The sequence below is a fragment of the Streptomyces phaeolivaceus genome, assembly GCF_009184865.1.
GTDB classification, from domain to species: domain Bacteria; phylum Actinomycetota; class Actinomycetes; order Streptomycetales; family Streptomycetaceae; genus Streptomyces; species Streptomyces phaeolivaceus.
This window is the reverse complement of sequence record NZ_CP045096.1, coordinates 6,782,203-6,809,088: the sequence shown is the minus strand read 5'-3', so window position 1 is coordinate 6,809,088 and position 26,886 is coordinate 6,782,203. Positions and strand designations below refer to the sequence as shown.

Annotated in this window: 24 protein-coding genes and 1 pseudogene; 11 read left to right on the top strand and 14 right to left on the bottom strand. The window is 71.4% G+C overall.

Going from position 1 to position 26,886, the window contains the following annotated elements; translation table 11 throughout:
* Nucleotides 1–96: 96 nt before the first annotated feature.
* From F9278_RS31600 to F9278_RS31585, 4 genes are read right to left on the bottom strand one after another with little or no spacing between them, the layout of a single operon-like run.
* Nucleotides 97–1,203, bottom strand: coding sequence for a hypothetical protein (locus F9278_RS31600; RefSeq protein WP_152171336.1), 1,107 nt, complete (start codon nt 1,201–1,203; stop codon nt 97–99).
* Nucleotides 1,204–1,246: 43 nt separating this feature from the next.
* Entirely contained in the window at nt 1,247–2,185 is a 939-nt protein-coding gene (locus F9278_RS31595; protein ID WP_152171335.1) for an N-acetylneuraminate synthase family protein, read from the bottom strand.
* 13 nt (nt 2,186–2,198) lie between these two features.
* The gene (locus F9278_RS31590; protein WP_152171334.1) at nt 2,199–3,536 is read right to left on the bottom strand and encodes an N-acylneuraminate cytidylyltransferase; all 1,338 of its coding nucleotides are present in this window, start codon (nt 3,534–3,536) and stop codon (nt 2,199–2,201) included.
* A gap of 44 nt (nt 3,537–3,580) precedes the next feature.
* A complete protein-coding gene (locus tag F9278_RS31585; protein ID WP_152171333.1) occupies nt 3,581–4,966 on the bottom strand; it encodes a DUF6716 putative glycosyltransferase in 1,386 nt (461 codons plus the stop codon).
* A gap of 198 nt (nt 4,967–5,164) precedes the next feature.
* On the opposite strand from F9278_RS31585, the gene F9278_RS31580 reads away from it, so the two are divergent.
* The 4 genes from F9278_RS31580 (at nt 5,165) to F9278_RS31565 (ending at nt 9,772) form a co-directional block, all read left to right on the top strand.
* Nucleotides 5,165–6,142: a glycosyltransferase family 2 protein gene (locus F9278_RS31580; protein ID WP_152171332.1), complete on the top strand. Its 978-nt coding sequence runs from the start codon at nt 5,165–5,167 to the stop codon at nt 6,140–6,142.
* A complete protein-coding gene (locus tag F9278_RS31575; RefSeq protein ID WP_152171331.1) occupies nt 6,139–7,473 on the top strand; it encodes an alpha-2,8-polysialyltransferase family protein in 1,335 nt (444 codons plus the stop codon). Before F9278_RS31580 ends, F9278_RS31575 begins: the two co-directional genes overlap by 4 nt.
* 7 nt (nt 7,474–7,480) lie before the next feature.
* Nucleotides 7,481–8,653 (top strand): acyltransferase family protein, encoded by a 1,173-nt coding sequence (locus F9278_RS31570; RefSeq protein ID WP_152171330.1) that lies wholly within the window; start codon nt 7,481–7,483, stop codon nt 8,651–8,653.
* A 177-nt stretch (nt 8,654–8,830) separates the two neighbouring features.
* Nucleotides 8,831–9,772 (top strand): class I SAM-dependent methyltransferase, encoded by a 942-nt coding sequence (locus F9278_RS31565; protein ID WP_152171329.1) that lies wholly within the window; start codon nt 8,831–8,833, stop codon nt 9,770–9,772.
* 186 nt (nt 9,773–9,958) lie between these two features.
* On the opposite strand, the gene F9278_RS31560 is transcribed toward F9278_RS31565, so the two are convergent.
* Nucleotides 9,959–10,639 carry a TetR/AcrR family transcriptional regulator C-terminal domain-containing protein gene (locus F9278_RS31560; RefSeq protein WP_152171328.1) on the bottom strand — a complete coding sequence of 227 codons (681 nt, stop codon included), beginning with the start codon at nt 10,637–10,639 and terminating at the stop codon, nt 9,959–9,961.
* Between the two features lie 73 nt (nt 10,640–10,712).
* Here F9278_RS31560 and F9278_RS31555 point away from each other — a divergent pair.
* A pseudogene (locus F9278_RS31555) lies at nt 10,713–10,844 on the top strand (FAD-dependent oxidoreductase); the annotation flags it as partial.
* 65 nt (nt 10,845–10,909) lie between these two features.
* Here the strand turns inward: F9278_RS31555 and F9278_RS31550 are convergent.
* Nucleotides 10,910–12,490, bottom strand: a complete 1,581-nt coding sequence (locus F9278_RS31550) for an acyl-CoA mutase large subunit family protein (RefSeq protein WP_152171327.1) — start codon at nt 12,488–12,490, stop codon at nt 10,910–10,912.
* A 185-nt stretch (nt 12,491–12,675) separates the two neighbouring features.
* Here F9278_RS31550 and F9278_RS31545 point away from each other — a divergent pair, with 185 nt between their 5' ends.
* On the top strand, nt 12,676–13,593 hold the full coding sequence (locus F9278_RS31545) for a L,D-transpeptidase family protein (protein WP_193241713.1): 918 nt from the start codon (nt 12,676–12,678) through the stop codon (nt 13,591–13,593).
* 295 nt (nt 13,594–13,888) lie between these two features.
* On the opposite strand, the gene F9278_RS31540 is transcribed toward F9278_RS31545, so the two are convergent.
* The 8 genes from F9278_RS31540 to F9278_RS31505 all read right to left on the bottom strand — a co-directional run bounded on the left by F9278_RS31540 (nt 13,889) and on the right by F9278_RS31505 (nt 22,225).
* The gene (locus F9278_RS31540; protein ID WP_152171326.1) at nt 13,889–15,274 is read right to left on the bottom strand and encodes a hypothetical protein; all 1,386 of its coding nucleotides are present in this window, start codon (nt 15,272–15,274) and stop codon (nt 13,889–13,891) included.
* Entirely contained in the window at nt 15,274–15,960 is a 687-nt protein-coding gene (locus tag F9278_RS31535; RefSeq protein ID WP_152171325.1) for an RNA polymerase sigma factor, read from the bottom strand. The genes F9278_RS31540 and F9278_RS31535 overlap by 1 nt, the downstream gene beginning before the upstream one ends.
* A 390-nt stretch (nt 15,961–16,350) precedes the next feature.
* Nucleotides 16,351–17,616: a hypothetical protein gene (locus tag F9278_RS31530; RefSeq protein ID WP_152171324.1), complete on the bottom strand. Its 1,266-nt coding sequence runs from the start codon at nt 17,614–17,616 to the stop codon at nt 16,351–16,353.
* Nucleotides 17,613–18,203: an RNA polymerase sigma factor gene (locus tag F9278_RS31525; RefSeq protein ID WP_152171323.1), complete on the bottom strand. Its 591-nt coding sequence runs from the start codon at nt 18,201–18,203 to the stop codon at nt 17,613–17,615. The genes F9278_RS31530 and F9278_RS31525 overlap by 4 nt, the downstream gene beginning before the upstream one ends.
* A gap of 357 nt (nt 18,204–18,560) precedes the next feature.
* Entirely contained in the window at nt 18,561–18,872 is a 312-nt protein-coding gene (locus tag F9278_RS31520) for a hypothetical protein (protein ID WP_226967044.1), read from the bottom strand.
* A gap of 348 nt (nt 18,873–19,220) precedes the next feature.
* Nucleotides 19,221–19,790, bottom strand: a complete 570-nt coding sequence (locus tag F9278_RS31515) for a hypothetical protein (RefSeq protein WP_152171321.1) — start codon at nt 19,788–19,790, stop codon at nt 19,221–19,223.
* A gap of 103 nt (nt 19,791–19,893) precedes the next feature.
* Entirely contained in the window at nt 19,894–20,430 is a 537-nt protein-coding gene (locus F9278_RS31510; protein ID WP_152171320.1) for a hypothetical protein, read from the bottom strand.
* Between the two features lie 97 nt (nt 20,431–20,527).
* On the bottom strand, nt 20,528–22,225 hold the full coding sequence (locus F9278_RS31505) for a beta-N-acetylhexosaminidase (protein WP_450372761.1): 1,698 nt from the start codon (nt 22,223–22,225) through the stop codon (nt 20,528–20,530).
* Between the two features lie 170 nt (nt 22,226–22,395).
* Here F9278_RS31505 and F9278_RS31500 point away from each other — a divergent pair, with 170 nt between their 5' ends.
* The 5 genes from F9278_RS31500 to F9278_RS31480 all read left to right on the top strand — a co-directional run bounded on the left by F9278_RS31500 (nt 22,396) and on the right by F9278_RS31480 (nt 26,825).
* Nucleotides 22,396–23,025 carry a 2-oxo-4-hydroxy-4-carboxy-5-ureidoimidazoline decarboxylase gene (locus F9278_RS31500; protein ID WP_152171319.1) on the top strand — a complete coding sequence of 210 codons (630 nt, stop codon included), beginning with the start codon at nt 22,396–22,398 and terminating at the stop codon, nt 23,023–23,025.
* Nucleotides 23,026–23,390: 365 nt separating this feature from the next.
* A complete protein-coding gene (sdhC, locus tag F9278_RS31495; protein WP_152171318.1) occupies nt 23,391–23,771 on the top strand; it encodes a succinate dehydrogenase, cytochrome b556 subunit in 381 nt (126 codons plus the stop codon).
* Between the two features lie 5 nt (nt 23,772–23,776).
* Nucleotides 23,777–24,268: a succinate dehydrogenase hydrophobic membrane anchor subunit gene (locus tag F9278_RS31490; protein WP_152171317.1), complete on the top strand. Its 492-nt coding sequence runs from the start codon at nt 23,777–23,779 to the stop codon at nt 24,266–24,268.
* 23 nt (nt 24,269–24,291) lie between these two features.
* The gene (gene sdhA, locus F9278_RS31485) at nt 24,292–26,046 is read left to right on the top strand and encodes a succinate dehydrogenase flavoprotein subunit (protein WP_152171316.1); all 1,755 of its coding nucleotides are present in this window, start codon (nt 24,292–24,294) and stop codon (nt 26,044–26,046) included.
* Nucleotides 26,046–26,825, top strand: a complete 780-nt coding sequence (locus F9278_RS31480; protein WP_152171315.1) for a succinate dehydrogenase iron-sulfur subunit — start codon at nt 26,046–26,048, stop codon at nt 26,823–26,825. Before sdhA ends, F9278_RS31480 begins: the two co-directional genes overlap by 1 nt.
* Nucleotides 26,826–26,886 lie beyond the last annotated feature (61 nt).

The window sequence follows — 26,886 nt, the reverse complement described above, 5'->3', positions numbered from 1 at the left end:
GCACTTCACCGTCCCCGGTCTCGCGGCACGATAGGCCTGCGCCGACCGGGGAAGCGACAGCTCCGGATACCCCCGCAGCGAACACGCGGGGTGGGGTCAGACCGACGCCACCGACGACAGCCGGTGGACGTCCCGGGCCGTGCCGGTGACCCCGGACAGGAAGCCCTGGGCGCGGGGGGAGGCGTTCCGGGTGAGCCAGGTGGGGTCGATGTCGCAGACGGCCACACGGACGTCCGTTCCGGCCAGCGCCAGCGGCAGGGTGTGGACCACGGTGGACGGGAAGCTCAGGATCGTACGGCCGATGGGGCCGCGCCGGGCGATGAGTTCGAGGGGGAGGTCGGGGCGGACGATCTCCAGGCCCGTCTCCGCGGCGAGGGTGTGGAGTTTCTCGGCGCTCTCGCGGCGGTGGGCGAAGTAGCGGGTGGCGCCGTGGGCCTTGGCGAGGGAGCGGACGGCTTCGAGGTAGCGCTCGCCGTCGACCACACCGGTCTCCACGAGGGAGGTGCCGACGAGGTCGGCGCCCTTGGTGATGCGGGGCGGGCCGAAGCGGGACCGGGTCCAGGAGAAGTCGTTGGCCGTGACGGAGACACCCTCGGGGGTCTCGTCGATCGGCATGGAGGAGAAGACCTCGACGCGCCTGCCGGCCTTCGGGGTGAGGCGTTTGCGGGCCTTGGAGGAGACCGGGGCGAAGAGCAGGTCGCGGGGGCCGGGCCGGCCGCCCTTGCGGTGCCAGCGGACGAGGCGTTCGCCGCGGGCCAGCTGGGAGACGAACTCCATGGTCGCGGTGCCGTCGTCGACGACGACCACGTCCGGTGCCCGGGTGATGGTCAGCAGGAGCTGGACGTAACGCGAGAAGGGGTCGCCCAGCACGATGCGGCGCGCGGTGCGCAGCAGAGGGGCGAGGCCGCCGACGGTGCGGAAGGGGGCGGCGGTACCGCCGCGCGCCTCCTCCCAGCGCACGTCGTGGCCCTCGTCCCGGGCCAGCTCCGCCATCCGGCGCAACTGGCCCCGGGTCATGGGGTCGTTGGGCGACAGGACCACCAGGGTGAGCCCCGCGCCGCCTGTTCCGAAGGGCCCCGCGCCGGGGTCATCGGGCGTGCCGAGGGCGTGGGCGTGCGCCCACTCCAGCACGTTCAGCAGCTGTACCGGACTCTCGACGAAGGCGAGAGTGTGGGGGCCGGCGGTTCCGGCGCGGGGGCTCATCGACGTACTACCGTCGCTTCCCTTGATGGGTGGGGTGGTGGTGTCAGACGCCGACCGGCTCGCCCGCCGCCGCCGCGATCTCCGCCTCGGCGACGACGCCGGTGACCCGGCGCAGCTTCTTCATCGGGCCCAGCTCGGAGTCGTAGACCTTCTTGACGCCGTCGCCGAGGGAGGCCTCGATGGTGCGGATGTCGCGGACCAGGCGGGTCAGGCCCTGGGGCTCGACGGAGGCGGCCTGGTCGGAGCCCCACATCGCGCGGTCGAGGGTGATGTGGCGCTCGACGAAGGTGGCGCCGAGGGCGACGGCGGCGAGCGTGGTCTGCAGGCCCGTCTCGTGGCCGGAGTAGCCGATCGGGACGTTCGGGTACTCGGCCTGGAGGGTGTTGATGACGCGGAGGTTCAGCTCCTCCGCCTGCGCCGGGTACGTGGAAGTGGCGTGGCAGAGCAGGATGTTGTCCGAGCCGAGGATCTCGACCGCGTGGCGGATCTGCTTCGGCGTCGACATGCCGGTGGAGAGGATGATCGTGCGGCCGGTGCCGCGCAGGGAGCGCAGCAGCTCGTCGTCGGTCAGGGAGGCGGAGGCCACCTTGTGGGCGGGGACGTCGAACTTCTCCAGGAAGGCGACGGCCTCGGTGTCCCACGGGGAGGCGAACCAGTCGATGTTCTTGCTCTTGGCGTAGTCGTCGATCTGGCGGTACTCGTCCTCACCGAACTCCACGCGGTGGCGGTAGTCGATGTAGGTCATCCGGCCCCAGGGGGTGTCGCGCTCGATGTCCCACTGGTCGCGGGGGGTGCAGATCTCGGGGGTGCGCTTCTGGAACTTGACGGCGTCGCAGCCGGCCTCGGCGGCGGCGTCGATCAGCTTGAAGGCGTTCTCCAGCTCACCGTTGTGGTTGATGCCGATCTCGCCGACCACGTAGACGGGGTGGCCGGGGCCGGCGGTCTTCGAACCGAACGTGCGCAGACGGGAGTTGGTGCTCATGACCTTGATTTCCTTAACTGGTGAGGGAGTCGAGAGAGTCGAGGGAGGGGCCGAGGATCCAGCCGGCGATCTCCCGGATCGCGCCTTCGCCACCGGGGACGGTGGTGATCGCGCGTGCGGCGCCGCGTACGACGTCGTGGGCGCTGCCGACCGCCACGGGCCAGCCCACGAGGGCGAAGCACGGGAGGTCGTTGACGTCGTTGCCGACGTAGAGCACGCGCTCCGGCGCGATGCCCTGCTCCTCGCACCACTGCTTCAGTGCGAGGTCTTTCCGGTCGATGCCGTGGAGGACCGGGATCTGCAGCTTCCGGGCCCGTGCGGCGACGACCGGGTTCTTCTCCGAGGACAGGATCAGCATCGTGAGGCCGCTCTTGCGGAGGGCCGCGATACCGAGTCCGTCGCCGCGGTGCACGGAGACGAACTCCCGTCCCTCGGAGTCGATCAGCACCCTGTCGTCGGTCTGGGTGCCGTCGAAGTCGAGGACGACCGCGTCGATGTCGGCGGCGGTCGGGAGGGCGCCGGGGCGGTCCGCGTCGAAGAGCGGCGCGAGTGCCTGGGCGCGGGCGAGGTCGTGCGGGTCGTCGATCTCCAGGACCCGGGCGGGGTCGGTGCGGACGAGTTCCGTACGGCCGAAGAAGCGGTGCTGGTGCTTGCGCAGTCCGGCCGCGTCCATGGCGTAGGCGGCGCCGGTCTCCAGCAGGTCCTGCGGGCGGTCCTGGCGGCGGGGGCGGAACGACTTGTCGTGGTTGACGCCGTAGCCGCCCTCCGACTCCGTGCCGTCGACCGGTCCGGTGCCGTCGACCGGTCCGGTGCCGTCGATCGACGCGCCGTCCGCGGCTCCCGTGCGGGCGGCTTCGGCGATCTGGGGCTCGTCGGCGGTGTCCCGCCAGATGAAGCCGTGGAAGGGGGCGACGGTGAGGGCGGTGTCGGCGCCGTGTTCCACGACGGCGCGGGCCACGCCGTCGATGTCCTCGCGGAGGATGAACGGGCTGGTGCACTGCACGAGCAGGACGACGTCGACCGGCGAGCCGTGCAGGGCCTCGTGGGCGTCCAGGGCGTGCAGGACAGCGGCCTCGGAGGTGGCGGTGTCACCGGCGATGGCGGCGGGCCGCAGGACGACCTCGGCGCCGGAGACCCGGGCGGCGGCGGCGATGGCGTGGTCGTCGGTGGAGACGACGACATCGGTCACCAGCCGGGCGCCGAGGCACTCGCGCACCGCGCGGGCCACCAGCGGAACACCGCCGACGGGGGCGAGGTTCTTGGCGGGGACGCCCTTGGAGCCGCCGCGCGCGGGGATCACGGCGAGGACGCGGCGGACGGAAGGCGCCGGTTCCGCTTCCGGGTTGGACATGGGCTGAACTCCTTGCGGTGCGTGCGAAGGGGTCGATCGGCGGCTCACAGCTCCCCCATCCGGCGGATGACGGGGGCCACGCGCTGCACTCCGTGGCGGTAGGCGCCGCGCGCCGCCCGGCGCACGATCTGCCGTACGGGCCCGGCCTGCTTGTCGGCGGCGGGCGCCCCGGGCAGCGGGTCGCCGTCGGGGCCGAGGTGGTGGCGGGCGAGGATGCCGGGCAGATAGCCGGGCGCGGTGACGGGTGTGTAGTAGGGCTCCAGCGGCGGCAGCCGGTCGGCCGCGACCAGCTTGGCGATGCGGTCGCGGGCCGCGTCGAAGGCGGTCGCGTAGGACCCGTCGGCGACGACACCCTGCCGGGCCACCCACTCCGGGTCCGGCGCCGGCTCGTACCCGGCGTCCAGCTGGTCCCAGGAGGCGAGGCAGCCGGAGCCCACGAAGTGGTGGTTGCCGAGGGTCTCGCGGATGCCGAGGTCGGTGAGGACGACGGTGGGGATCCGGCGGTGCAGCGACTCCAGGGCGGCCGTGGAGCTGATGGTGACCAGCAGGTCGGTGGTGTCGAGGACCTCGCCCATGTTCCCGTACGCGAGCCGGAAGTTGGCCGGCAGACCGCCGGGCAGCTTCTCCGCCAGCTTCTGGTACGGCAGTTCCTCGATGTGCGTGGTGTGCTCGCCCGGCTTGGAGCGCAGCTTCAGCAGCACCTCGCGGTCCGGGTGCAGCTTCGCGTGCCTCACGAGCCGGTTCAGCAGGTACGTACGGTCCCTGCGGTTGTCCGGGACGGACGGCTGTACGGCGAAGACGACCGTGTAGGGCCTGCGCCCTTGCTCCGCAGACGGGTCCTCGGCGCCGGCGTAGGGCCTGCCGCCCAGGAAGGGCAGCGCGACCTCGGTGACCGAGCCGGCGTCGGCGCCCACGCCCTCGTACACCGCCCGGAAGCGGTCCGCGTCCTGGCGGGAGTTGGCGAGGACCAGGTCCGCGCCGTGCCGCAGCAGCAGACCGTCGGCGAGCTTCTCGTAGACGACCCCGACATAGCCGGTGACGACCACGGGCCGCTTCCGGCGCCCGGCCCAGGCCCGGCGCAGGCCGTGCAGCATGGCCTGGACGCCCCCGCCGACGAGGGAGAGCAGGACGACGTCGTACGGCTGCTCGTCCGTGTCCTCCTTGCCCTCCTCCTTGTCCTCCTTCGTGTCCTCCTTCACGGCGCGCAGGAATTCGAGGCCGGTCACCTCGCGCAGGGAGTCGGGGCTGACCCCGACCTCCTGCAGCTGACGGGCCGTCGGGGTGGCTCGGCCGCGCAGGAGGAAGCCGTCGAGGCGGAGGTCCGAGCCTTCCGGAGCGAGACGGTGCGCGGTGAGCGCGCCCCATTTCCACCGGGTGTCGGAGTCCGCGAGTACGGCGACTCGCAGGGCGTTCGTTGCACTTGCTGGCACATCGAAGACGCTAGGAAGCGATTCCGTTCAACGGCCCAACCCAAATACAACAAAGGGTTAACAGCACATCGACGAACGGCGAATCGGGGCATGAAAGGCACAGGAAAGTGTCTGGTTCACGGTTCCGCCACGCGTCGTTCACCTGACATCAAGCAGGTGGTCAAGACGAATGCCGGAGGGCCCCCTAACGTCACGGGGGTGGTCAAGCTCTCCGTCATCGTGCCGTTCTACAACGTGCAGCAATACGCGCCCGACACCCTGAAGAGTCTCAGAGCCAACGCTCGTGACGACTTCGAATTCATTCTCGTCGACGACTGCTCCCGCGACGAGACACCGGACATCCTCGCGCGCGCGGAGCGCGAGCTGCCGGGGGCGGTGTATGTCAGACACGAGAAGAACGGAGGACTGGCGACCGCGCGCAACACGGGCATCGACAAGGCCCGCGGTCAGTACCTGACGTTCCTCGACGGGGACGACTGGCTCGCCCCCGGCTACTACTCCCGACTGCTGGGCGCCATCGAGGACCTGGGCTGCGACTTCGTGCGTACGGACCATGTCCAGTGCACCGCGCGGGCCCGTTCCGTCCACCGGGTTCCCAACGGCCGGCGGGGCGTGGTGATGAACCCGCGGGACGCGATCCTGCCCGCCGACCGCTCCACCTCCGTCGACTACGCGTTCGCCTGGGCGGGCATCTACCACCGCCGGCTGGTCGACAAGGGTGTGTTGCACTTCACTCACGGGCTGCGCACGGCCGAGGACCGGCCGTGGATCTGGAAACTCCACCGGGAGGCCGATTCCTTCGCCACGGTGGGGCTGCTCGGCGTCTTCTACCGACGCGGTGTGGCATCGTCCCTGACCCAGATCGGCGACGTACGCCAGCTCGATTTCATTCGCGCATTCGACCAGGTCATCGCGGAAACGGCGAAGGACCGGGACGCCGACAAACTACTCCCCAAGGCCGTGCGCACATATTGCGCGATTATCTCCCACCATTTGGGATCCATCGAAAGGTTCGAGCCGGCGGTGGCACGGAAACTGAAGTCGATGAGCGCGGTCGCGCTGCGCCGAATGCCGCAGGACGTGCTGGACGAGGCCCTCGACTCGATGGACGTCCAGCGCGCCACCCGGCTGCGCCGGCTGCGCCGCCGTCCCGCCGCCGCGGGGGTAGCCGCGTGACCACGCAGATCTTCATGGCGTCCACGCTGTACGGCACGGCGACGCTGGCCGCGGCCCTGGACACCGAGTGCTTCCGCCCCGCGTCCCGGCGCATCCTGCTGATCTCCAACAACGCGGCCACGCCCGAGACGGCGCCCGCCCTGGACGAGATGCCCGGCTTCGAGCGGCTGCGCGGCCGGTTCGACGAGGTGATCTCCTGGAACGAGACCATCTCCCCGTTCCACCCGGGCGGCTGGTCCCCGCGCCTGGACGACGTCCCGCTGTGGGAGCGGCATCTGCGGCTGCTGTGGAACCTGGGCGACGACGACGTCGAGCTGGCCGTGGAGTCCATCCAGGTCCACCCGGCGCTCGGCTTCACCCAGATCTTCACCGGCGCCCCGGTGACCGTGTACGCGGACGGCCTGATGAGCTACGGCCCCACCCGCAACAAGATCGACCCGCTGGTCGGCACCCGTATCGACCGGCTCCTCCACCTGGACCTGGTGCCGGACCTGAGGCCGATACTGCTCACCGAGTTCGGCGTCGGGGCGGAGATCGTGCCCACGGACGCCTTCGTGAAGGTGCTGGCGGAACTGGTCGACACCGGTGACACGCTGCCGGTGATCGAGGAGCCGGCGCTGCTGCTCGGCCAGTACCTCTCCGCGCTCAACATCCTCACCGCCGAGGAGGAGGAAGAACTCCACGTCACGATGTTGAAGGGCGCGGTCGCGCTCGGGCACACCCGCGTGGTGTTCAAGCCGCACCCGAGCGCCCCGGCGCGCTGGTCGCGCGGTCTGGAGAAGGAGGCGGAGCGGCTCGGCGCCGAGCTGACCGTGCTGGACACGCCGGTCCTCGCCGAGGTGCTCTACCAGCGGATGCGTCCGGCCCTCGTCGTCGGCTGCTTCTCCACGGCCCTGCTCACCGCCTCCGCGCTGTACGGCCTGCCGGTCGCCCGCGTCGGCACGGGCACCCTGCTGGACCGGCTCGCCCCGTACGAGAACAGCAACCGGGTGCCCGTCACGATCGTGGACGCGCTGCTGCCGGAGCTGAGCGACCGGGAGGCGGTCACCTCGCAGCGGCCGGGCACGAAGGTGGCGGACCTCGACGGGCTGGTGCGGGCGGTGGGGTTCGCGATGCAGTCGAAGATCTACCCCTCGCTGCGCGCGGAGACCGCCGCGTATCTGACGAAGCATCTGAGCCCGCACACCCTGCGGTACTTCAAGCGGCGACGGCTGACCTCGCTGGGGTTGCCCGGTGGGATTCCGGTGCAGCTGGCCTTCATTCCGCGCAACGCGACCGTGCGAAGAGTCGCGCGGCGGGCCCGGTCCCTCAAGCGAGCCACTCTGGGGTGAGCCCCGAGTGACTTCGAAGAGTTCGACCATTGCTTCGACGACCGTTGATGGGTCTCAGTCTCGGCCGCGGGTCAGTGGGGGCTGGTCGCGCAGTTCCCCGCGCCCCTTTCGGGGCGCGGCAGTTCAACCGCGTCTCTACGCGCTCGACGGGCTGCGGTTGCTCGCGGCTCTCTCCGTCGCCGCCTATCACTACGGGGGGCGGGACGGGGAGATCGGGAAGGCTTGGGGGGCTTCGCCCTCCGTGCAGTTTCCGACCGCGCACAGTTGGCTGGCGTACGGGTGGGCCGGGGTTCAGGCCTTCTTCGTGATCAGTGGGTTCGTGATCTGTGCGAGTGGCTGGGGCCGTTCGGTGCAGTCGTTCATGGCCTCCCGCGCGGCCCGGCTGTTCCCGGCGTACTGGGCGGCGGTGATCCTGGTGGCGGCGGTCTTCGCCCTGCCGGGCATCGCCTTCGCGCGGGTGTCCGCCAGTGAGTTCCTGGTCAATCTGACGATGCTGCAGATGCCGCTGGGCGCGGACCGGGTGCTGGGTGTGTGCTGGACGCTGTGGGCGGAGGTCCGCTTCTACGTCCTGTTCGCGCTGTGCGTGGTCCTGCCCGGGGTGACCCGCAGACGGGTGATCTGGTTCTGCGGCGGCTGGACACTGGCCTCGGTGCTCGCGGGGGCCGCGCGGGAACCGCTGCTGGACACGGTCCTGATGCCGGAGTACGCGTCCCTGTTCATCGGCGGTATGGGCCTCTATCTGGTGCACCGGGACCGCCGGGACACCGCGGCCTGGCTGATCGTGGTGTTCAGCCTGCTGCTGAGCCAGTACCACACGGTCGAGGCCATGTGGCACGCCCCGAACCCCGACTTCTTCTCCTACCGTTCCCAGCTCGGTATCGTCCTCGCCGTCACCGTCGGCTTCGTGGCCGTCGGGGCAGTGGCGCTGGGCCTGCTGGACCGCGTGAACTGGCCCTGGCTGACCACCGCGGGTGCCCTGACGTACCCCTTCTATCTCGTGCACGAGCATCTGGGCTGGCCGGTGGTCCGGGCGCTGCACCAGGGCCTCGGCATCCCGTCCTCCGTCACCCTCGTGCTCACCGTGGCGCTGATGCTGACGCTGGCCCGGCTGCTGCACCACTGGGTCGAACGCCCGCTCGGGCCCCTGCTGCGGAAGTCACTCGGCGGACGCCGCGGCTGAACCGTCCCTGAACCTGAAATTGGCTCACTGTTCATCCGACCCGAGGATTCGAGAACGCCTCCACGGAGAGGCTCCGCAGCATCCTTGACCGGGCCAAAGGCATCTCATAGGTTCCAGGCCCGTTCGCCTGTTCGCCTCGTCGACGCAAGAGAGTCTTCTGTCCTCATGGCATCTGAAATGACCTCTGGAAAGACCACGGAACAAGGCACCATCCGGCTTCCCCGGGAACTCGACGACGTCCCCGGCTGGTTTCCGGTGCTCGACCAACTGCTCTTCGACTGGTTCCTGAACCGACAGGAGGCCGCGGACGCCAGGGGCGACCTTCTGGAGGTCGGCGTCTACATGGGCAAGAGCGCCATCTTCCTCGGCAGCCACCTCCAGGAGGGCGAGGCCTACACGGTCTGCGACCTCTTCGAGAGCGACGCACCGGACGACGCCAACGCGGCGGAGGCCACCAAGTCGTACCGCAGCACGCTCACCCGCCGGGCCTTCGAGGCGAACTACCTCTCCTTCCACGACGAGCTGCCCCGCGTGCTGCAGGGCCCCAGCTCGATCGTGCCCGGCGAGGTCAAGCCGCGGTCCTGCCGTTTCGTGCACATCGACGCCTCGCACCTGTACGAGCACGTCGAGGCCGACATCACCGCCGCCCGGGACATACTCCTCCCCGGCGGCCTGGTCGTCCTGGACGACTTCCGCTCGGAGCACACCCCCGGTGTCTCCATCGCCGCGTGGGAGGCGGTCCTCAACCGGGGCCTCAACCCGATCTGTCTCAGCACGCAGAAGCTCTACGGCACCTGGGACGACCCGGAGCCCGTCCAGGAGGCGCTGCTGGAGATGGTCGCCGGGCGGGACGACTGCCACCTCAGCAACCAGCGGGCGGCCGGCCACCGCATCATCCGCCTCAAGTCCAAGGGCATGAAGGCCCCGGCGTTCCCGAAGTCCCGCCACTGGACGGCACCCCCGCCGCCGGCCCCCGCAGCCCCCAAGCCCCAGCCCCCGGCCCGCCCGCGCCCGTCCCGGCCCCCGCAGAGCGGCGCCCGCAAGCTCGCCGTGGACCTGCTGCCCCCGGTCGTGACCAGGGCCCTCAGGAAGGCGAAGAAGGCAAGGGCGGCGAAGTAACCCTGGCGACGCCGGACCGCGCGTTCCCCGTGCCTCGGGGGTGCGACCTCGCCCGGGGCGGGCGCCCTTGACGGGGCGCAGCCCCGAAAGGGGCGCGGGGAACTGCGCGACCAGCCACATCGAACCCGCAGCCGCCCAAAACACCCGCATCCCCGAGCCAACAGGCGCCGCACCCGCACCCCCGAGCTATGAGGCGCCCCCGCCCCCACCCCCCCGCAGCGTCACAGCGATCCCCGCCAACACCGCCCCCAGCCCCACCTCGAACCCCCGCTCCTGATCCCGGAACATCTCCCACCCCGCCGCCACGGCCAACGGATACTCCGCCAACCGCTCAGCCCGCGCGGCAAGGTCGTACCCCTCCCCACCCGCCACCGGATCCGGCCCCATCGACTGCTCCTCGATCACATATCCGATCGTGTAGCTGTACGCCGTGAACCAGGCCCGCGCGGCCCCCGCCGCCGTGAACCCCGCGGCCGTGAGCATGCGCAGATTCGCCTCCATCGGCGCCGCGTACGACAGATCCGTGAAGTGCGTCCCGCTGTACACCTTCGCGCCGTCGCGGTACCGCAGCAGATGCCCGCGCAGCATCCGCATCCGCTCCCGGAAGACCTCCTCCCAGCCGACGCCCTCCGCCGCCGCCGGCATCGCGGCCCAGTCCGCCGCCATGCGCCGCGTCATCTCGGTCGCCGTCTCGTCCAGCAGGTCCTGTTTGTTCTTGAAGTGCCAGTAGAGCGCGGGCGCCTGGACGTCCAGCTCCTTGGCGATCAGCCGGAGGCTCAGCCCCTCCAGACCGACCTCGTTCAGCAACCGCAGGGCCGCCTCGGCGACCTGCGCCTTGTCCAGCTTCGGGGATTTCCTGGGAACCACGTTGACAGCTTAACGGCGTTAAGCGCATGCTGCCGCACAGAGCTACTTAACACCGTTAAGGAGAGTCGCGCCGATGAGCGACACCGTCCACACCCCTGTCCTGATCGTCGGCGCCGGCCCCACCGGCCTCGCCCTCGCCGTCGACCTGGCCCGACGCGGCACCCCCGCCCTGGTCGTGGAGCGGGCCGACAGCCCGTTCCCCGGCCCGCCCGTCCTTCAGCCGGTCGGTCAGCCCGTCCGCCAGCCCGTCGGCCCGGTGCGCGGCGGCCGTCAGAACGTGTCGCTCGGGACGTACGTCCCCCACACCTCGCGCAGTGCGCCGCACACCTCGCCCACCGTGGTGCGGGCCCGGAGCGCGGTCTTCATCGGGTACAGCACGTTGTCCTCGCCCTCGGCCGCCTTCCTCAGCGCGGCCAGGGCGGAGTCCACCGCCCGCTGGTCGCGCCCGGCCCGCAGTCTCGCCAGCCGCTCGGTCTGCTGGGCCTCGATGGCCGGGTCCACCCGCAGCGGCTCGTACGGCTCCTCGGCGTCGAGCCGGAAACGGTTGACGCCGACCACGACCCGCTCGCCGGAGTCGGTCTCCTGGGCGACGCGGTACGCGCTGCGCTCGATCTCGCCCTTCTGGAAGCCGTGTTCGATGGCGGCCACGGCCCCACCGAGGTCCTCGACCTTCCGCATCAGCCCGACCGCCGCCGCCTCCACGTCGTCGGTCATCCGCTCGATGACGTACGAGCCCGCGAAGGGGTCGACCGTCGCCGTCACATCCGTCTCGTACGCCAGCACCTGCTGTGTGCGCAGGGCGAGACGGGCGCTCTTGTCGGTGGGGAGGGCGATCGCCTCGTCGAAGGAGTTGGTGTGCAGGGACTGGGTGCCGCCCAGCACCGCCGCCAGGCCCTGCACGGCGACCCGGACGAGGTTCACCTCGGGCTGCTGCGCGGTCAGTTGGACCCCGGCCGTCTGGGTGTGGAACCGCAGCATCAGGGACTTGGGGTTCCGCGCGCCGAACTCCTCCCGCATCACCCGGGCCCAGATCCTGCGCGCCGCGCGGAACTTGGCGACCTCCTCCAGGAGCGTCGTCCGGGCCACGAAGAAGAACGACAGCCGGGGGGCGAACTCGTCGACGTCCATGCCGGCCGCGAGCGCCGTACGGACGTACTCGACACCGTCCGCGAGGGTGAACGCGATCTCCTGCGCGGGCGAGGCGCCCGCCTCGGCCATGTGGTAGCCGGAGATCGAGATCGTGTTCCACTTCGGGATCTCGGCCCCGCAGTACCTGAAGGTGTCGGCGATCAGCCGGAGCGAGGGCTTGGGCGGGAAGATGTACGTCCCGCGCGCGATGTACTCCTTCAGCACGTCGTTCTGGATCGTGCCGGTAAGCCGGCCCGCCGGTACGCCCTGCTCCTCGCCGACCAGTTCGTACATCAGCAGCAGCAGGGCCGCCGGCGCGTTGATCGTCATCGACGTCGAGACCTTGTCCAGCGGGATGCCGTCGAACAGCACCCGCATGTCCTCGACGGAGTCGATCGCCACGCCCACCTTGCCGACCTCGCCGTGGGCGATCGGGGCGTCGGAGTCGTACCCCATCTGGGTGGGCAGGTCGAAGGCGACGGACAGACCCGTCGTGCCGTGGGCGATGAGCTGCCGGTAGCGGGCGTTGGACTCCACGGCCGTACCGAAACCGGCGTACTGGCGCATGGTCCAGGGGCGGCCGGTGTACATCGACGGGTAGACACCGCGGGTGAACGGATAGCCGCCGGGCGTGCCCAGTCTCTCGGCCGGGTCCCAGCCTTCCAGTGCCTCCGGCCCGTACACCGGCTCGATGGGCAGTCCGGACTCCGACTCGCGCGCCATGGCGTGTTCCTCCGTCCCGATCGGTCGCCCCACTGCCCGGCACCCGGCGGGTCGGCACCCGATGGAGTGCGCCTGGCTGGGACCTTGCTCACAACCATGCCTGTTTGTTCGCGACGGGTCACGTCCGGGAAACCTGTCCGGGAGAACGGCCGGACGCGGCGGATCATGAGACGACGGGGGCCCTGATGCGTACCAAGGACATGCGGAGATCGGTGGCCGCGCTCGCGGCACTCGCCATGGCCGGCGCCTGCACGGCCCAGGGGATCGAGGTGCACGGCGGCCAGCGCCAGCCCGTGCGCGTCGACACGACCGGCACGCCCGGCGCCACCCCGAGCCCCACCCCGAGCGACGTCCCGAGCGGCATCCCCAAGCAGGACGGCGGGGACGGCGGGGACGGCAAGGGCGGGCGCGGGACGGCCGCGACGACCCCACCGCCCACCCCCACGCCCCCGCCGAGCCCCACGCCCGCCCCCAAGGTGCTCTGGTCCCAGGGTGACGAAGGGCTGGACGTACGCGAGTTGCAGGCCCGGCTGCGGCAGATCGCCTGGCTCTTCGCCGGGCCCACGGGGACGTACGACGAGCCGACGGTCCGGGCCGTCAGGGGCTTCCAGGGCAAGCGCGGGCTGCCGCAGACCGGGAAGACGGACAGCGTCACCTGGGCGCGGCTGCTGAACATGACGCGGGAGCCCGGCAAGTGGGACCTGTACGCGTACGGCGGGCAGCCCGCCGCGTCACCCGATCCGCGCTGTCTGACGGGCCGGGTGCTGTGCATCAGCAAGACGAGCCGCACACTGCGCTGGATGGTGGACGGCCGGACGCTGAGGACGGTCGAGGTGCGGTTCGGCTCGGAGGGCACCCCCACCCGCGAGGGCGTCTTCCAGGTCTACTTCAAATCCCGCGACCACTGGTCGACCCTCTACGACACTCCCATGCCGTACGCCATGTTCTTCAGCGGCGGCCAGGCCGTCCACTACTCGGCCGACTTCGCGGCCCGTGGCTACTACGGCGCCTCGCACGGCTGCGTCAACGTCCGGGACGAGGCGGCGATCGCCCAGCTGTTCGCGCAGGTCAGGAACGGCGACAAGGTCGTCGTGTACTGGTGAAGCGGAGAACCGCGGAGTGACGTGCGCCACATCGTGCATAGCGGGAGGGGGGCCGCCGCGTCAGGGGGAGTACGGGGTCACGGGGGACCACGGGGGAAACACGGGGGTTATGGGGCGCGGGCGGGACCGGGGGAACGTGTCCCGCCCGCGCCGAGGTGCACGAGCCGCAGGTACGGGGGGAACCCCGGCTCTGTGCGACGGCCGATGACCAGTCGGCTCACTCATTACTGCGCCGGGGCCGCCGAAAGTGTTACCCGTTCCGCGAAAGAAGTTCTGACGGCTACGAAAGCGCAGGTCAGGAGAGGGTGACGCGGGCGGTGGCGTCGACGGGGGTCAGCGCCGCGAGCCGGTCACGGCGACCGTCGCCGCCACCGTTCCCCTTCCCGCCCTTGTTGTTCTTGCCGCCCTTGTTCTTGCCGTCGCCGCTCCAGGAGCCGTTTCCCTGGCCCTTGCCGTTGCCGTCGCGGTTCTTACCGTCGCGGTTCTTACCGTTGCCGTTGCCCTTGCCGTTGCCGTTGCCCTTGCGGCCTTTGCCGTGGTCCGAGTCGTCGTCCTCGTCGGAGTCGTTGCCGGATCGGGCGTTCTTGTCACCGCCGCCCGCGGGGCCGCTGGAGCCGCCGGAGTCCGACGTGCCGGCGCCGGCGCCCTTGTCCGACCCGGTTCCCGTCGCCGGACGCTTCGCGTTGCCGGGGTTGCCGAAGCCGCCGGCCAGGACGCCTTCGCAGAACCGCTTCAGCTGCCCCTTGCCCTTGCCGCCCGCCGCATCCTCCAGGCCGCGTCGGCGTTCGGCGTCCAGTTCCCTGCCGTCGCGCATGTCACGGCAGGCGGAGAGCACGCCGCTCCAGCTCTCCCGCGTGGTGTCCTCGTCCTTCGCGGAGTCGTCGGACCGCTCGTCCTCGTCGGTGCCGCCGGTGCCGCCGGTGCCGCCGGTGCCGCCGGTGCCGCCGGTGCCGTCGCCCGAGGGGGCGTCGCCCTTCGAGGAGGCGTCCGGCGTGGATTCGGGTGTCGCCCCGCCCCACGCCCCGCGTCCGCCGTCGCCCTGCTCGGTGTTCGGCGTCGGCGACATCAGCGGCCGGTCCGGCGAGCGGGCGGCGGTGAGGGAGGCGGAGGGTTCCGGTTCCTCGTCGCGGAACGCGCTCAGCGCGCCGCCGCCGGTCACCGCCGTGACCCCGCCGAGCATCCCGGCGGCCAGGGCCGCGACCAGCCCGTACCGCACCGGCCGGCCCCAGCGGGCCCGGCGCCCGTCCGGCACCGCGCGCGGCCTCGACGGGCGTCCGAGGTGGACGAGCCCCGCGTCGGCGGCGGGTGTCGCGGTGGAGTGCGGCGCCGGACGACCTCCCCTGCCGGGCTCGGCGTCCGGGCCGCCCTCATCGGCGGGGGCGGCGAGGCCGGAGCGGGCCGTGCGCCGCATGTCCCCCGTACGCGCCGCGCGCTCCGTACGCTCCGTACGCTCCGTACGCTCCGTACGAGCGGTGCGGAAGGCGGCCAACGCGGCGGCCTCGCCCGGGAGTTCAGGATTCTGTGGCGGGATCGGCGCGGCCTCGGCGGCCAGGGCGTCCAGCGCTTCGGCGAGCCGGTCGGCACGGGCGCGGGTGTCGGCGTCGACGGCTTCGAGCGGCTCCCCACGCAGCAGCCGCTCCGCGGCGTCGCGGTTCAGCCACCTGTACTGCTCGTCGGCCATCACACATCCTTCTGCGTCCGCGAACGCGTATGCGTCACACCGGCGGACGTGGCCGCGCGTACCCGCGCGCCTCTCGGTGGGGGGACGGCGTCCAGCGGGTCGCCGGAATCCGGGTCGGCATCCGAAGCCGTCTCCGGATTCTCCCCGATCAGTTCGGCGAGCCGTTTCAACCCCCGGTGCGCGGCCGTCCGTACGGCTCCCGCGCGCTTGCCCAGGGTCTGGGCCGCGGTCTTGGCGTCGAGGCCGACGACGACCCGCAGGACGACCGCCTCGGCCTGGTCCTGGGGCAGCTGGGCGATGAGCGACAGGGTGCGGCCGGTCGCCAGGGCCTCCATCGCCTCGCCGGCCGTGTCGGACTCGGCGGCCTTGCCGGTCAGCTCGGTCTCGTCGCCGACGGTCGCGGGCCTGCGCCCCCGCATACGTATGTGGTCGAGGGCCCGGTTGCGGGCGATCCGCGCGGCCCAACCGCGGAACCGGTCGGCGTCTCCGCTGAAGCGCTCCAGGTCACGGGCTATCTGGAGCCAGGACTCGGAGGTGACGTCCTCCGCGTCCGGGTCGCCGACCAGCGTCCGCACGTACCCGAGCAGCCGTGGGTGCACCGCGCGGTACACAGTCCGGAACGCGGTCTCGTCCCCGTCCTGTGCCGCAAGCACCGCGGCGGTCAGCTCCGCGTCGTCCCCCAGCACCCACGCGCCCCTCTGCGCCTCAGCCGGTACCGCTGTCGCGGACCGGGTTCTCGCCGTTGTGGTTTCTCGCTCGATGGTCGCGGCCCAGGTACCGCTGTGGTTGCGGTGGTCTTCCGCCAACCGCGATCCGGCGCGAATGGCACGTTACGGCCTGAAACCGCTGACCGTCCATGTCCGTAGAACATGCAACTAACTCGTGATGCGGAGAGCGACACGGAGAGGTGTGACAGAAAACGCGGTCGCGGCGCTGTAGGGAGTACGGGTCGCCGCGCGGCCCGTGCCGCGCGACGGTCGGGGCCTCTCCTGTGGGGGGTGGCGGCCCCGACCGTTGCCATCGGCGGAGTCGGCCGGGTGTCTTGCGAGTACGGGGGTCTTGCGAGCACGCCGGCCTCACTTCGTTCTCCCGGCCCCTTGCTCCGCCCCTCGGGCCCCGTCTCCGCCCGCGTCCGCCGGCCCGCCGACGGCCCCGCCGCCGGACCCGCCGGGGCGACCCGGCTCGTTCGACGCCCTCGGCTCACCCGACGCGTTCGGCGCGCCCGGTCGGGGGGACTGCCCTGACCGGTCATCGGTATCGGCGCCGGGACCGGGACCGGGGGCGGTATCGGTGCGCGCCCCGGAAGAGGGGCGATCACCGCCGTCACCGCGCTGGTCATCGTCGTTGCCGCTGTCGCCGGCGTCGCCGTCGGTCCGGCGGTCGGTCTTCTGCGGCTGGGGGGAGGTGGCGGGGTCCTCGGTCGTCGAGGGGTTCGGGCGTGGGGTGGTGGAGGTGGGCGGGCCGGGGCGGGCGGGGGCGCTCTCGGTGGTGCGGGGGCGCGGCTCCCGGTCTCCGTGACCGCCGGAGCCCTCGCCCGCGCCCTCGTCGTCGCGCGTGGCGGAGCCGATCGCCGCGAAGGCGACGCCGCCGAGGGTGAGGCTGGCCAGCAGTACGGCCAGGGTGGTGCGTATCGACAGCTGCACGCGGCGCCGCGGGTTCGGCCGCCAGTCGTCCCGCCGCCGGGTACGGGCCGCCCGCGTCCCCTTCTCCCGCGCCGCCCGGAACGCGGCCACCGCCCGCGCCTCCCCGGCGCTGCCGGCCGAGGCGCCACCGCGTACGGCGGCGGCGAGCAGCGAGTCGACGGAGGGGGTGACGCCGTCGGACGGGACGGGGAGTACGGGGGCGCCGGTCGCCGACGCGGCGGCGGTGTCGAGTAGGGCCGTGTCGCGGACGTGGTCGGCGCCGGCGGTGGCGTCGTCGTCCTTCACACCCCGGCGGGCGGCGCCGGCGGTGGCGTCGTCGTCCTTCACACCCCGGCGGGCGGGGCCGGCGGTGGCGTCGTCGTCCTTCACACCCCGGCGGTCGGGGCCGGCGGTGGCGTCGTCGTCCTTCACACCCCGGCGGTCGGGGCCGGCGGTGGCGTCGTCGTCCTTCACACCCCGGCGGGCGGGGCCGACGTGCAGCTCTCCGGCGCCGCGCTCGCCACCGTCACGGCCGTCGCGACCGTCGCGGCCACCCCGGCCGTCCCCACGCTCTCCCCCGTCGCGCCCTTCGTCCCTGTCCGGATCCGTCCTGCCCGACGGCATCTCGCACCCTTCCCTCTCGCCGTGCGTCCCGCTCCCGCTGGTGTCATGGCCGCAGGGGTCGCGTTCAGGGCCGAGGCCGGCGCCGCTGTCGGTCATCTCGACTCCCCCAGCGTGTGGGGACCGTCATCCGTCACACCCTCGCTCCGGAGGAGCAGGGCGAGGCGCTTCAGTCCCCGGTGGGTGGCGGTGCGGACCGCGCCGGGCCGTTTGCCGAGGACGCGGGCGGCGGCGGGGCCGTCGAGGCCGACGACCACCCGCAGCAGTACGGCCTCGGCCTGGTCGCGCGGCAGCCGGGCGACCAGCGCGAGGGCCTGGTCGGTGGAGAGGGCCTCCAGCGCCTGGTCCTGGGTGCTGTACGCGCCCGGCAGTTCCAGCAGATCGTTCTCCAGCGCGGTCGCCCGGGGTCTGACCTTCTGGCGCCGCAGATGGTCCAGGGCCCGGTGCCGGGCGATGGTCGCGCTCCAGCCCCGGAAGCCCGCGCCGTCGCCCTTGAACCGCCCGAGGTCCCGCGCGATCTCCAGCCAGGCGTCCGAGGCGACGTCCTCCGCGTCGTCCCCGACGATGCCGCGCAGATACCCCAGCAGTCCGGGCTGCACGAGCCGGTACGCCACCGCGAAGGCGGCCTCGTCACCGGCCTGGGCCCGCGCGACGGCCGCGCCCAGCTCCCCGTCGTACGCCTGCACGCGCCGAGGTTCCCCTCCCTGGCCCCAACTGTCCGAGACAGCGCCAAGTCAGTGCCGGGATCGCCTTCCCGGGGACCGTCCCGACCGCCGCCAAGCCCCCACGGACCTCTGCGTCGCGCTCCGCGGAAGTGTCACAGTGCGGCGGGGGTGGTGACGGGTGCGTCGTCGGGTACCGGTCCGGTGGGGCTTCTCGCGCAGTTCCCCGCGCCCGGCGAAAAGCAGGGCTGCGCCCCATGCTTTTCGCCCTGAGTGGCCGAAGGCCCTCAGGGGGCGCGGGGAACTGCGCGAGAAGCCCCCACCGGACCCGCACCCGACAACGCACCCAAAAGCCACCCCACCCCACCCCTCACCCCGCCCTCAGCCGGAGGCCATCGCGTCGCGGCACAGCAGCCGCAGCGACCCCTCCCCCACGAAGCACCGCCGGGCCTCGTCGAGCGGATCCCAGAAGCGGCCGTCGAGCGTCCGCACCCAGAACCCCCCGCCCGACTCGACCCACTCACCCCCGGCCCACCGCACGACGACCTCACCCCCGTACGCCCCGAACCCGCGCAACGCGCCCTCCGCGGCGGCATACGGCACCCCTTCCTGCCGTATCTCCTCGATCATGCGGTCCACCCGCCACAGACTCTGCGTCGAGTAGTCGAGACGCAGCCGCGCCCCTTCCCGCATCACCGCCACCGCGTCGGCCGCCCACCGGAGGGGTTTCCCCGCGCTCCCGGACCGGGACCGATCACCGCCCGAACCACCGCCCGAACCACCGCCCGAACCACCGCGCCGATAACCGCCCGATGCACCACCCGGGCCACCGCCCGAGTCACCGTTCGCATCACGGCCCGAACCGAATATCTGCTGTGCGCTCACACTCGGGAAAGCGCCCGCCCCGCGCGGGACGTTTCGCGATTTCGGCGTGTGCGCGACACCGGCGCAGGACCGCCACACCCGGCCCCAGGACGCCCACAGGACCCACCAGGAAACCGAGGTTTACGGCCGCGACGCATGCGGAGGTCACGCGGAGGTCTACCGCCGCGCGCCGCGCGCCCGCCGTGACACCACCGCCCGCAGCACGCGCCGTCCCTCCGTGGCCGCGCCGAGCGCCTGTCGTACCCCCGCCGCCCCGTGCTGCGCGAGCAGTTCCAGCACCACGACCTGGCGGCGCAGTTCGGCGGCGACCAGATGGGAGGCGCCCTCGGTGCGGCCCGCCCGGCAGGCCGCCACGGAGTCGTCGCCCCCGGCGTCCAGCGGGTCGAGCAGCTGATGGATCCGCAGGGCCGACACCGAACACACCTCGGCCCACTCCCGCAGCCCGTCCCCGGACCGCTCCGCGGGGACCGCGTCGAGCATCCCCCGGGCGAGCACGACGATCTCCTCGCCCCCGTCGGCGGCGGCCGGAGCCACGGCCTCCAGCTCACCGCGCGCCTTGGTGACCTTCTCGCCCCACCCCTCGCCGTCGTCCACCAGTCCCGCCCACAGCGGACGCAGCACCTCGTCGTCGCCCCCGAGAAGCGGTACGCAACGGTCCAAACAAGCCAACCCGCTTGCCGCCAGACCGCGTTCGTCGGCCTGGGCCAACAGCTCCACCAGGCTCATCGCGCCTCCCCTGGATCCCACAGATCCCCTAGATCCCGCTCGACCGCGGCCCGGTTATACGGAGCCCGCACTTCCCCTTACTGCGTGCGACGACTCGGGAGTGTCACAGAGGGACGACCCCGAGCCGGTCGAGCAACCGGAACAGAATGTTTTCAGCCAGGGGGTCCGCCGGTCCAGGCTCCGAGGTGAACACATCGACCAACGACCGCTCGACGACGGCCCGTCCCGCCTCCGCCGCCCAGGCGACGGCACGCTCGGCGGCGTCGCGCGGTTCGAGGAAGTAGTCCTCGACGGCATGCCCCTCCCCGTCACCCAGATACCTGGCCATGGCCCGCCGCGCGAGACAGGCCGTCCACGCCCCGCTCTCCGGTCCGGCGGCCTCGACGACCACGCACTCGCTGTCCATGACATAGCCGAACAGCGCGGGCGCCCCCGTCTCCCGGGCGAGCGTGTTCATGTTCCCGACGTCACCGGTGCCGGCGGCGGTCTCGGCACCGGGCGCGCCCGTCGGACGCGCCCAGACCTGCCAGCCGCCGTCCGCCGTCACGCACAGCGTCATCCCCGCGGCCCCGCCCAGCGCGCCCAGCTCCACGAGCCGCCGCTCGCTTCTGCCCACGACGTAGTACCCCCAGTACCCCATACCGGGAATACACCACACACGTACGACGCTTCGCCCCCGGAATCGGGCAATCCGCACATGTGCGCGGGCCGGACGCGGGCCGGACGGCGGCCGGGCCTCAGCTCACCTTCGCCGACAGCTCCCGGAACTCCGCCCAGCCGAGCGCCGGCTTCCCCGGGTCCCACAGCTTCTGCGACAGCGCCCGCAGCGGCATCCGGACACCCGCCGCGACCTGCGCCTCGGTCTGCCGGTTCGCGAGGTCGCACCAGACGGCGAAGACACCGCCGAGGATCTGATCGTCGTACTGGGCCGGGACGGCGGTCGTGCCGCGCAGCACCCTCGGGGTCCAGGACTCGTAGATGCGCTGCCCGGTCGGGTAGACGAACTGGTTGGGCTCGCCGAGGACGTAGTACAGATACTCGTCGTTGTAGTTGATCACCTGTCGTCCGGCGCTCAGATACTCGATCGGCGGCCGGGCCCCGATCTCCTTGCCCGTCCAGTACGCGACCTGGATCGACGTGTCCGGCTGGACCGACCCGCCCCGGAAGAACCCGTCGTTCCAGGCCCGCACGGTCCGGTCGTGGCCGCGCATCACCTTCGCGCGGTCGTTCAGCCAGCCGGTCGCGAGGTCGGCGACGGTCGCCCCGGCGCCGTACTTCTGCCGCGCGGCGGCGGCCAGCTGCGGATAGGACGCCTCCGGGTTCGACACCATCAGCGCCCGGTACTCGTCGGCGCCCAGATGCCAGTACGCGCCCTTGAAGAGGTCGGCGTACTCGTCGAGCAGCTCGTCCACGACCTCGGCCGACTCCGGATCGGCGATGTCGACGGCCCCGCTCGCGGCCACGCCCTGCGCGTTCCTCAGCTGCAGCTCCGGATTGGCCGCGATCACGGCGCCCAGATGCCCGGGTGAGTCGATCTCCGGTACGACCGTGATGTGCCGGCTCTCCGCGAGGTCCAGGATCTTCCGCACCTGGGCCTTGGTGAGGTGCTGCTCCGACACCACCTCGGGGTGGCTCGTGGACTCGATCCGGAAGCCCTGGTCGTCGGAGAAGTGCAGGCCGAGCTGGTTGTACTTGAGGTCGCCCAGCTCACGGACGCGGTCCTCGATCCAGCCCGCCGTGAAGTGCTTGCGCGCGATGTCGAGCATGAATCCGCGCTGCGGCTTGGCCGGCTCGTCCTTCACGACGCCCTCCGGCGCCGTACCGCCGCCGCGCACCTCCTGCTTCAGGGTGCGCGTCCCGTAGAAGACCCCCGCCTCGGCGGGCGCGGCTATCCGCACCCGGCCGTCCCCGACGGTCAGCGTGTACGCCTCCGAAGCGGACTTCCCCGATCCGGTCAGCGCCAGCTCCACGTCCCCGTCGCGCGGCTTCGCCTCCCCCGCGTAGTCGAGCCCCAGCTCCCCGGCGGTCAGCCGCCCCTCGTCGGCCAGCGCCGCGTTCCGTACGACGACCCGGCCGCCGTCGGCGGGCTTCCAGCCGGGGCCCCGGGCGGCCTCGTGCTCCCGTACGGCGGGAACGGTCCGCGGCTCCTCGGACAGCGGATAGGTGCGCGACGGCGACGGTGACGCGGAGGGCGGGGTCGCGGCGGCGCCCACGGAGGTCCGCTCCGGAGTCGATCCCGCCCCGGCCGGTGTCCGCTTCCCCTCGCCCGGCCACACGGTCACGGCCGCCGCGACCGCGCCGCCCGCAAGCACGACTCCCGCGCCGACGAGCAACCCTTTCGACGTGATCGCCGTCTTCCTGCGGGGTGCCCTGCGCCGGCCTCGGTTCACGACACGCCCCCGGTCTTTGCCCTCCCAGTCCCGGTCACCGTCCACGACATCTCACACACCTCTCGCCACGCTTCGCCCCCGGTCTCGCTTCCACTCACTCCCGGCTCTCCACCGGGTCCCTTCTCGAACCTACGACGTCCCATCCCCCGATCCGTCCACCACAGGTTCCGAAACTCTCCCGTTCGGGTGAATTTCGGGCATCGAACGGACAGCCCATGAACCGCCTCGATAACGTGGTGGCACCTCTCGCACAGCCTGCCCAGCCGACCCCTACGCACCGCCGAGGATCCACGCTGCCTCCGCACCGTCTCCCCCGTCTCCCCGGCCAGGTCGCCATACCGGAGCAGGTCCACACCGCCGGCCCGTCGGCCCTGGAGCGGTTCAACCGCGCGCCCGCCGACACGGCCCGGGAGACCCTCCTCACCTGTCTGCGCAGCCTGCGCTGGGCGCACCGCCTCACCGACCACCGCCCCTATCCCGACCTGGACGCGCTGTTCGCCGCGTCGGACGAGGCCGCGTACGACCTCACGGCATCCGACCTCGCCGAGGCCCTGGCCGGCGAGACGCTCCCCGCCCTCCCCGACGACACGTACGGCGTGGCCCACACCGCGCTGAACGCCGCGCACGCCGCCTACGAGGCCCGCTTCGGCCACGTCTTCGTCATCTCCCTCACCACCACCCACCCCGACGAACTCCTCGACCACACCCTGGAGGGCATCCGCTCCCGCCTCTCCAACGACCCCGAGGAAGAGCGAGTGGTGGTAGCCGAACAACTCCGCCACCTGGCCAAATCCCGCCTCACCACCCACCTCGGAAGAACCGCGGGAACCCGCGCGACCTTTTGAGGGCGCAGCCCTGAAGGGGCGCAGCCCTGAAGGGGCGCAGCCCTGAAGGGGCGCAGCCCTGAAGGGGCGCAGCTCTCAAGGGGCACAGCTCTCAAGGGGCACAGCTCTCAAGGGGCGCGGGGAACTGCGCGACCAGCCACAACGAGCCCGCACCCGGCAACGCACCGAACCCCCCGCCCCGGATGCCGCCCAGTACTCACCCTTACGTGCACCTTTGTATGCCAGTTTGATCACACCAACCCTCCCGGCTCAATCCAAGTGCAACGGCATCGCTACCATGGCCGGGGCCGGTGGACCGTACCCGGCCGGGTCAGACCGACAAGCAAGCCGGCCGGCCCCAATCCCCGCTCCCGGAGGGTTCTTCCGTGCCGGCTGGAACGCTGTACCGCGGCCGGGAAGGAATGTGGTCCTGGGTGGCTCATCGAGTCACCGGCGTCCTCATCTTCTTCTTCCTGTTCGTACACGTGCTGGACACCGCTCTCGTCCGTGTCTCCCCCGACGCCTACGACAAGGTCGTGGCCACGTACAAGACGCCGATCGTCGCGCTGCTGGAGTACGGCCTCGTCGCCGCCATCCTCTTCCACGCGCTCAACGGTCTTCGGGTCATCGCCGTCGACTTCTGGTCGAACGGCCCCCGTCACCAGAAGACGATGCTCTGGTCCGTCGTCGGCATCTGGGTCGTCCTGATGATCGGGGCCCTGTACCCCGTCCTCGGCCACGCCGCTCGTGAAGTCTTCGGGAGCTGAGGCAGATGTCCACCACTGAAACCACCGCATCCGGCATCGGCCCCGTCGAGGGCGCCGGGGCACTGTCGGGCTACAGCCCAGACAACCCGGCCCCCGTCATCGAGCCGCCCCGCAAGCGCACCAAGAAGACCCCGAAGTCGACCCGCGGCAACTTCGAGATGGTCGCGTGGCTCTTCATGCGGCTGTCCGGCATCGTCCTGGTCGTCCTGGTCATCGGCCACCTGCTGATCCAGCTCGTCCTCGACGGCGGCGTCTCCAAGATCGGCTTCGCGTTCGTCGCGGGCCGCTGGGCCTCGCCGTTCTGGCAGACCTGGGACCTGCTGATGCTGTGGCTCGCGATGCTGCACGGCGCGAACGGCCTGCGTACCGTCATCAACGACTACGCGGAGCGCGCGAACACCCGGCTGTGGCTCAAGGGCCTGCTCTACACCGCCACGGTGTTCACCATCCTGCTGGGCACGCTGGTGATCTTCACCTTCGACCCGAACATCCGCTAGGCACGGGGCTGAGGCAACCGATCATGAAGATCCACAAGTACGACACCGTCATCGTCGGCGCCGGCGGCGCCGGAATGCGCGCGGCCATCGAGTCCACGCAGCGCAGCCGCACCGCCGTGCTGACCAAGCTGTATCCCACCCGCTCCCACACGGGCGCCGCGCAGGGCGGTATGGCCGCCGCGCTCGCCAACGTGGAGGAGGACAACTGGGAGTGGCACACCTTCGACACGGTCAAGGGCGGTGACTACCTGGTCGACCAGGACGCCGCCGAGATCCTGGCGAAGGAGGCCATCGACTCCGTCCTCGACCTGGAGAAGATGGGCCTGCCGTTCAACCGGACGCCCAACGGCACGATCGACCAGCGCCGCTTCGGCGGTCACAGCCGGAACCACGGCGAGGCCCCGGTCCGCCGCTCCTGCTACGCGGCCGACCGCACCGGCCACATGATCCTCCAGACGCTGTACCAGAACTGCGTCAAGCACGGCGTGGAGTTCTTCAACGAGTTCTACGTCCTGGACCAGCTGATCACCGAGGTCGACGGCGTCAAGAAGTCGGCCGGTGTCGTGGCGTACGAACTCGCCACCGGTGAGATCCACATCTTCCAGGCGAAGGCCGTGATCTACGCGTCCGGCGGCTGCGGCAAGTTCTTCAAGGTGACGTCGAACGCGCACACGCTGACCGGTGACGGCCAGGCCGCCGTCTACCGTCGCGGACTGCCGCTGGAGGACATGGAGTTCTTCCAGTTCCACCCGACCGGCATCTGGCGCATGGGCATCCTGCTGACGGAGGGCGCCCGCGGTGAGGGCGGCATCCTCCGCAACAAGGACGGCGAGCGCTTCATGGAGAAGTACGCGCCGGTCATGAAGGACCTCGCGTCCCGTGACGTCGTGTCCCGCTCCATCTACACGGAGATCCGTGAGGGCCGCGGCTGCGGTCCCGAGGGCGACCACGTCTACCTCGACCTCACCCACCTCCCGCCGGAGCAGCTCGACGCCAAGCTCCCGGACATCACCGAGTTCGCGCGGACGTACCTCGGTATCGAGCCCTACACGGACCCGATCCCGATCCAGCCGACCGCGCACTACGCCATGGGCGGCATCCCGACGAACGTCGAGGGTGAGGTCCTGATCGACAACACCACCGTCGTCCCGGGTCTGTACGCCGCCGGCGAGGTCGCCTGTGTCTCCGTGCACGGCGCCAACCGTCTCGGCACCAACTCGCTGCTCGACATCAACGTCTTCGGGCGCCGGGCCGGCATCGCCGCCGCCGACTACTCCCAGCAGGCCGACTTCGTCGAGCTGCCGGAGAACCCGGAGTCGCTGGTCGTCGAGCAGATCGAGCGGCTGCGCGACTCCACGGGCAACGAGCGCGTGGCGGAGCTGCGGCGCGAGCTGCAGGAGACCATGGACGCCAACGTCATGGTGTTCCGCACCGAGCAGACGATCAAGACGGCCGTAGAGAAGATCGCCGAGCTGCGCGCCCGCTACAAGAACGTGGCGATCCAGGACAAGGGCCGGCGGTTCAACACCGACCTCCTGGAGGCCGTCGAGCTGGGCAACCTGCTCGATCTGGCCGAGGTCATGGCCGTGTCGGCGCTCGCGCGCAAGGAGTCCCGCGGCGGTCACTACCGCGAGGACTACCCGAACCGCGACGACGTCAACTTCATGCGTCACACCATGGCGTACCGCGAGGTCGGCGACGACGGCTCCGAGACCGTCCGCCTCGACTACAAGCCGGTCGTCCAGACCCGCTACCAGCCGATGGAGCGTAAGTACTGATGGCAACCCCGACCCTGGAGAAGGCGGACGCGGCAGGCAGCCCCGAGCCCGGCTTCGCCGACTCCCCGTACATCACGGTCACCTTCCGTGTCCGTCGCTTCAACTCCGAAGTCTCGGCCGAGGCGACCTGGGAAGACTTCCAGCTGGAGATCGACCCCAAGGAGCGCGTCCTCGACGGTCTGCACAAGATCAAGTGGGATGTGGACGGCACCCTGACCTTCCGCCGTTCCTGCGCCCACGGCATCTGCGGTTCGGACGCCATGCGGATCAACGGCAAGAACCGGCTGGCCTGCAAGACGCTGATCAAGGACATCAACCCCGAGAAGCCGATCACGGTCGAGCCCATCAAGGGCCTCACGGTCCTCAAGGACCTGGTCGTGGACATGGAGCCGTTCTTCCAGGCGTACCGGGACGTGATGCCCTTCCTGATCACGAAGGACACCAACGAGCCGACGCGGGAGCGTTTCCAGACCGCCGAGGACCGTGAGCGCTTCGACGACACCACCAAGTGCATCCTGTGCGCCGCGTGCACGTCCTCGTGCCCGGTGTTCTGGAACGACGGCCAGTACTTCGGTCCGGCCGCGATCGTCAACGCCCACCGCTTCATCTTCGACTCGCGCGACGAGGCCGGTGAGCAGCGGCTGGAGATCCTCAACGACCGTGACGGCGTGTGGCGTTGCCGTACGACGTTCAACTGCACGGACGCCTGCCCGCGCGGTATCGAGGTCACCAAGGCGATCCAGGAGGTGAAGCGGGCGCTCATCACGCGCCGCTTCTAGGCCTGCGAGCCGTACGACGCTGAGGGCCCCGCTCCGATCCCGGAGCGGGGCCCTCAAGCGG

Coding starts and splice junctions, on each gene's coding strand:
- sdhA (WP_152171316.1), top strand. CDS start 24,292: ATGAAGATCCACAAGTACGACACCGTCATCGTCGGCGCCGGCGGCGCC.
- F9278_RS31530 (WP_152171324.1), bottom strand. CDS start 17,616: ATGACCGACAGCGGCGCCGGCCTCGGCCCTGAACGCGACCCCTGCGGC.
- F9278_RS31595 (WP_152171335.1), bottom strand. CDS start 2,185: ATGAGCACCAACTCCCGTCTGCGCACGTTCGGTTCGAAGACCGCCGGC.
- F9278_RS31500 (WP_152171319.1), top strand. CDS start 22,396: ATGAACCGCCTCGATAACGTGGTGGCACCTCTCGCACAGCCTGCCCAG.
- F9278_RS31545 (WP_193241713.1), top strand. CDS start 12,676: ATGCGTACCAAGGACATGCGGAGATCGGTGGCCGCGCTCGCGGCACTC.
- F9278_RS31490 (WP_152171317.1), top strand. CDS start 23,777: ATGTCCACCACTGAAACCACCGCATCCGGCATCGGCCCCGTCGAGGGC.
- F9278_RS31520 (WP_226967044.1), bottom strand. CDS start 18,872: ATGCGGGAAGGGGCGCGGCTGCGTCTCGACTACTCGACGCAGAGTCTG.
- F9278_RS31510 (WP_152171320.1), bottom strand. CDS start 20,430: ATGGGGTACTGGGGGTACTACGTCGTGGGCAGAAGCGAGCGGCGGCTC.
- F9278_RS31550 (WP_152171327.1), bottom strand. CDS start 12,490: ATGGCGCGCGAGTCGGAGTCCGGACTGCCCATCGAGCCGGTGTACGGG.
- F9278_RS31515 (WP_152171321.1), bottom strand. CDS start 19,790: ATGAGCCTGGTGGAGCTGTTGGCCCAGGCCGACGAACGCGGTCTGGCG.
- F9278_RS31540 (WP_152171326.1), bottom strand. CDS start 15,274: ATGGCCGACGAGCAGTACAGGTGGCTGAACCGCGACGCCGCGGAGCGG.
- F9278_RS31600 (WP_152171336.1), bottom strand. CDS start 1,203: ATGAGCCCCCGCGCCGGAACCGCCGGCCCCCACACTCTCGCCTTCGTC.
- F9278_RS31590 (WP_152171334.1), bottom strand. CDS start 3,536: ATGTCCAACCCGGAAGCGGAACCGGCGCCTTCCGTCCGCCGCGTCCTC.
- F9278_RS31565 (WP_152171329.1), top strand. CDS start 8,831: ATGACCTCTGGAAAGACCACGGAACAAGGCACCATCCGGCTTCCCCGG.
- F9278_RS31480 (WP_152171315.1), top strand. CDS start 26,046: ATGGCAACCCCGACCCTGGAGAAGGCGGACGCGGCAGGCAGCCCCGAG.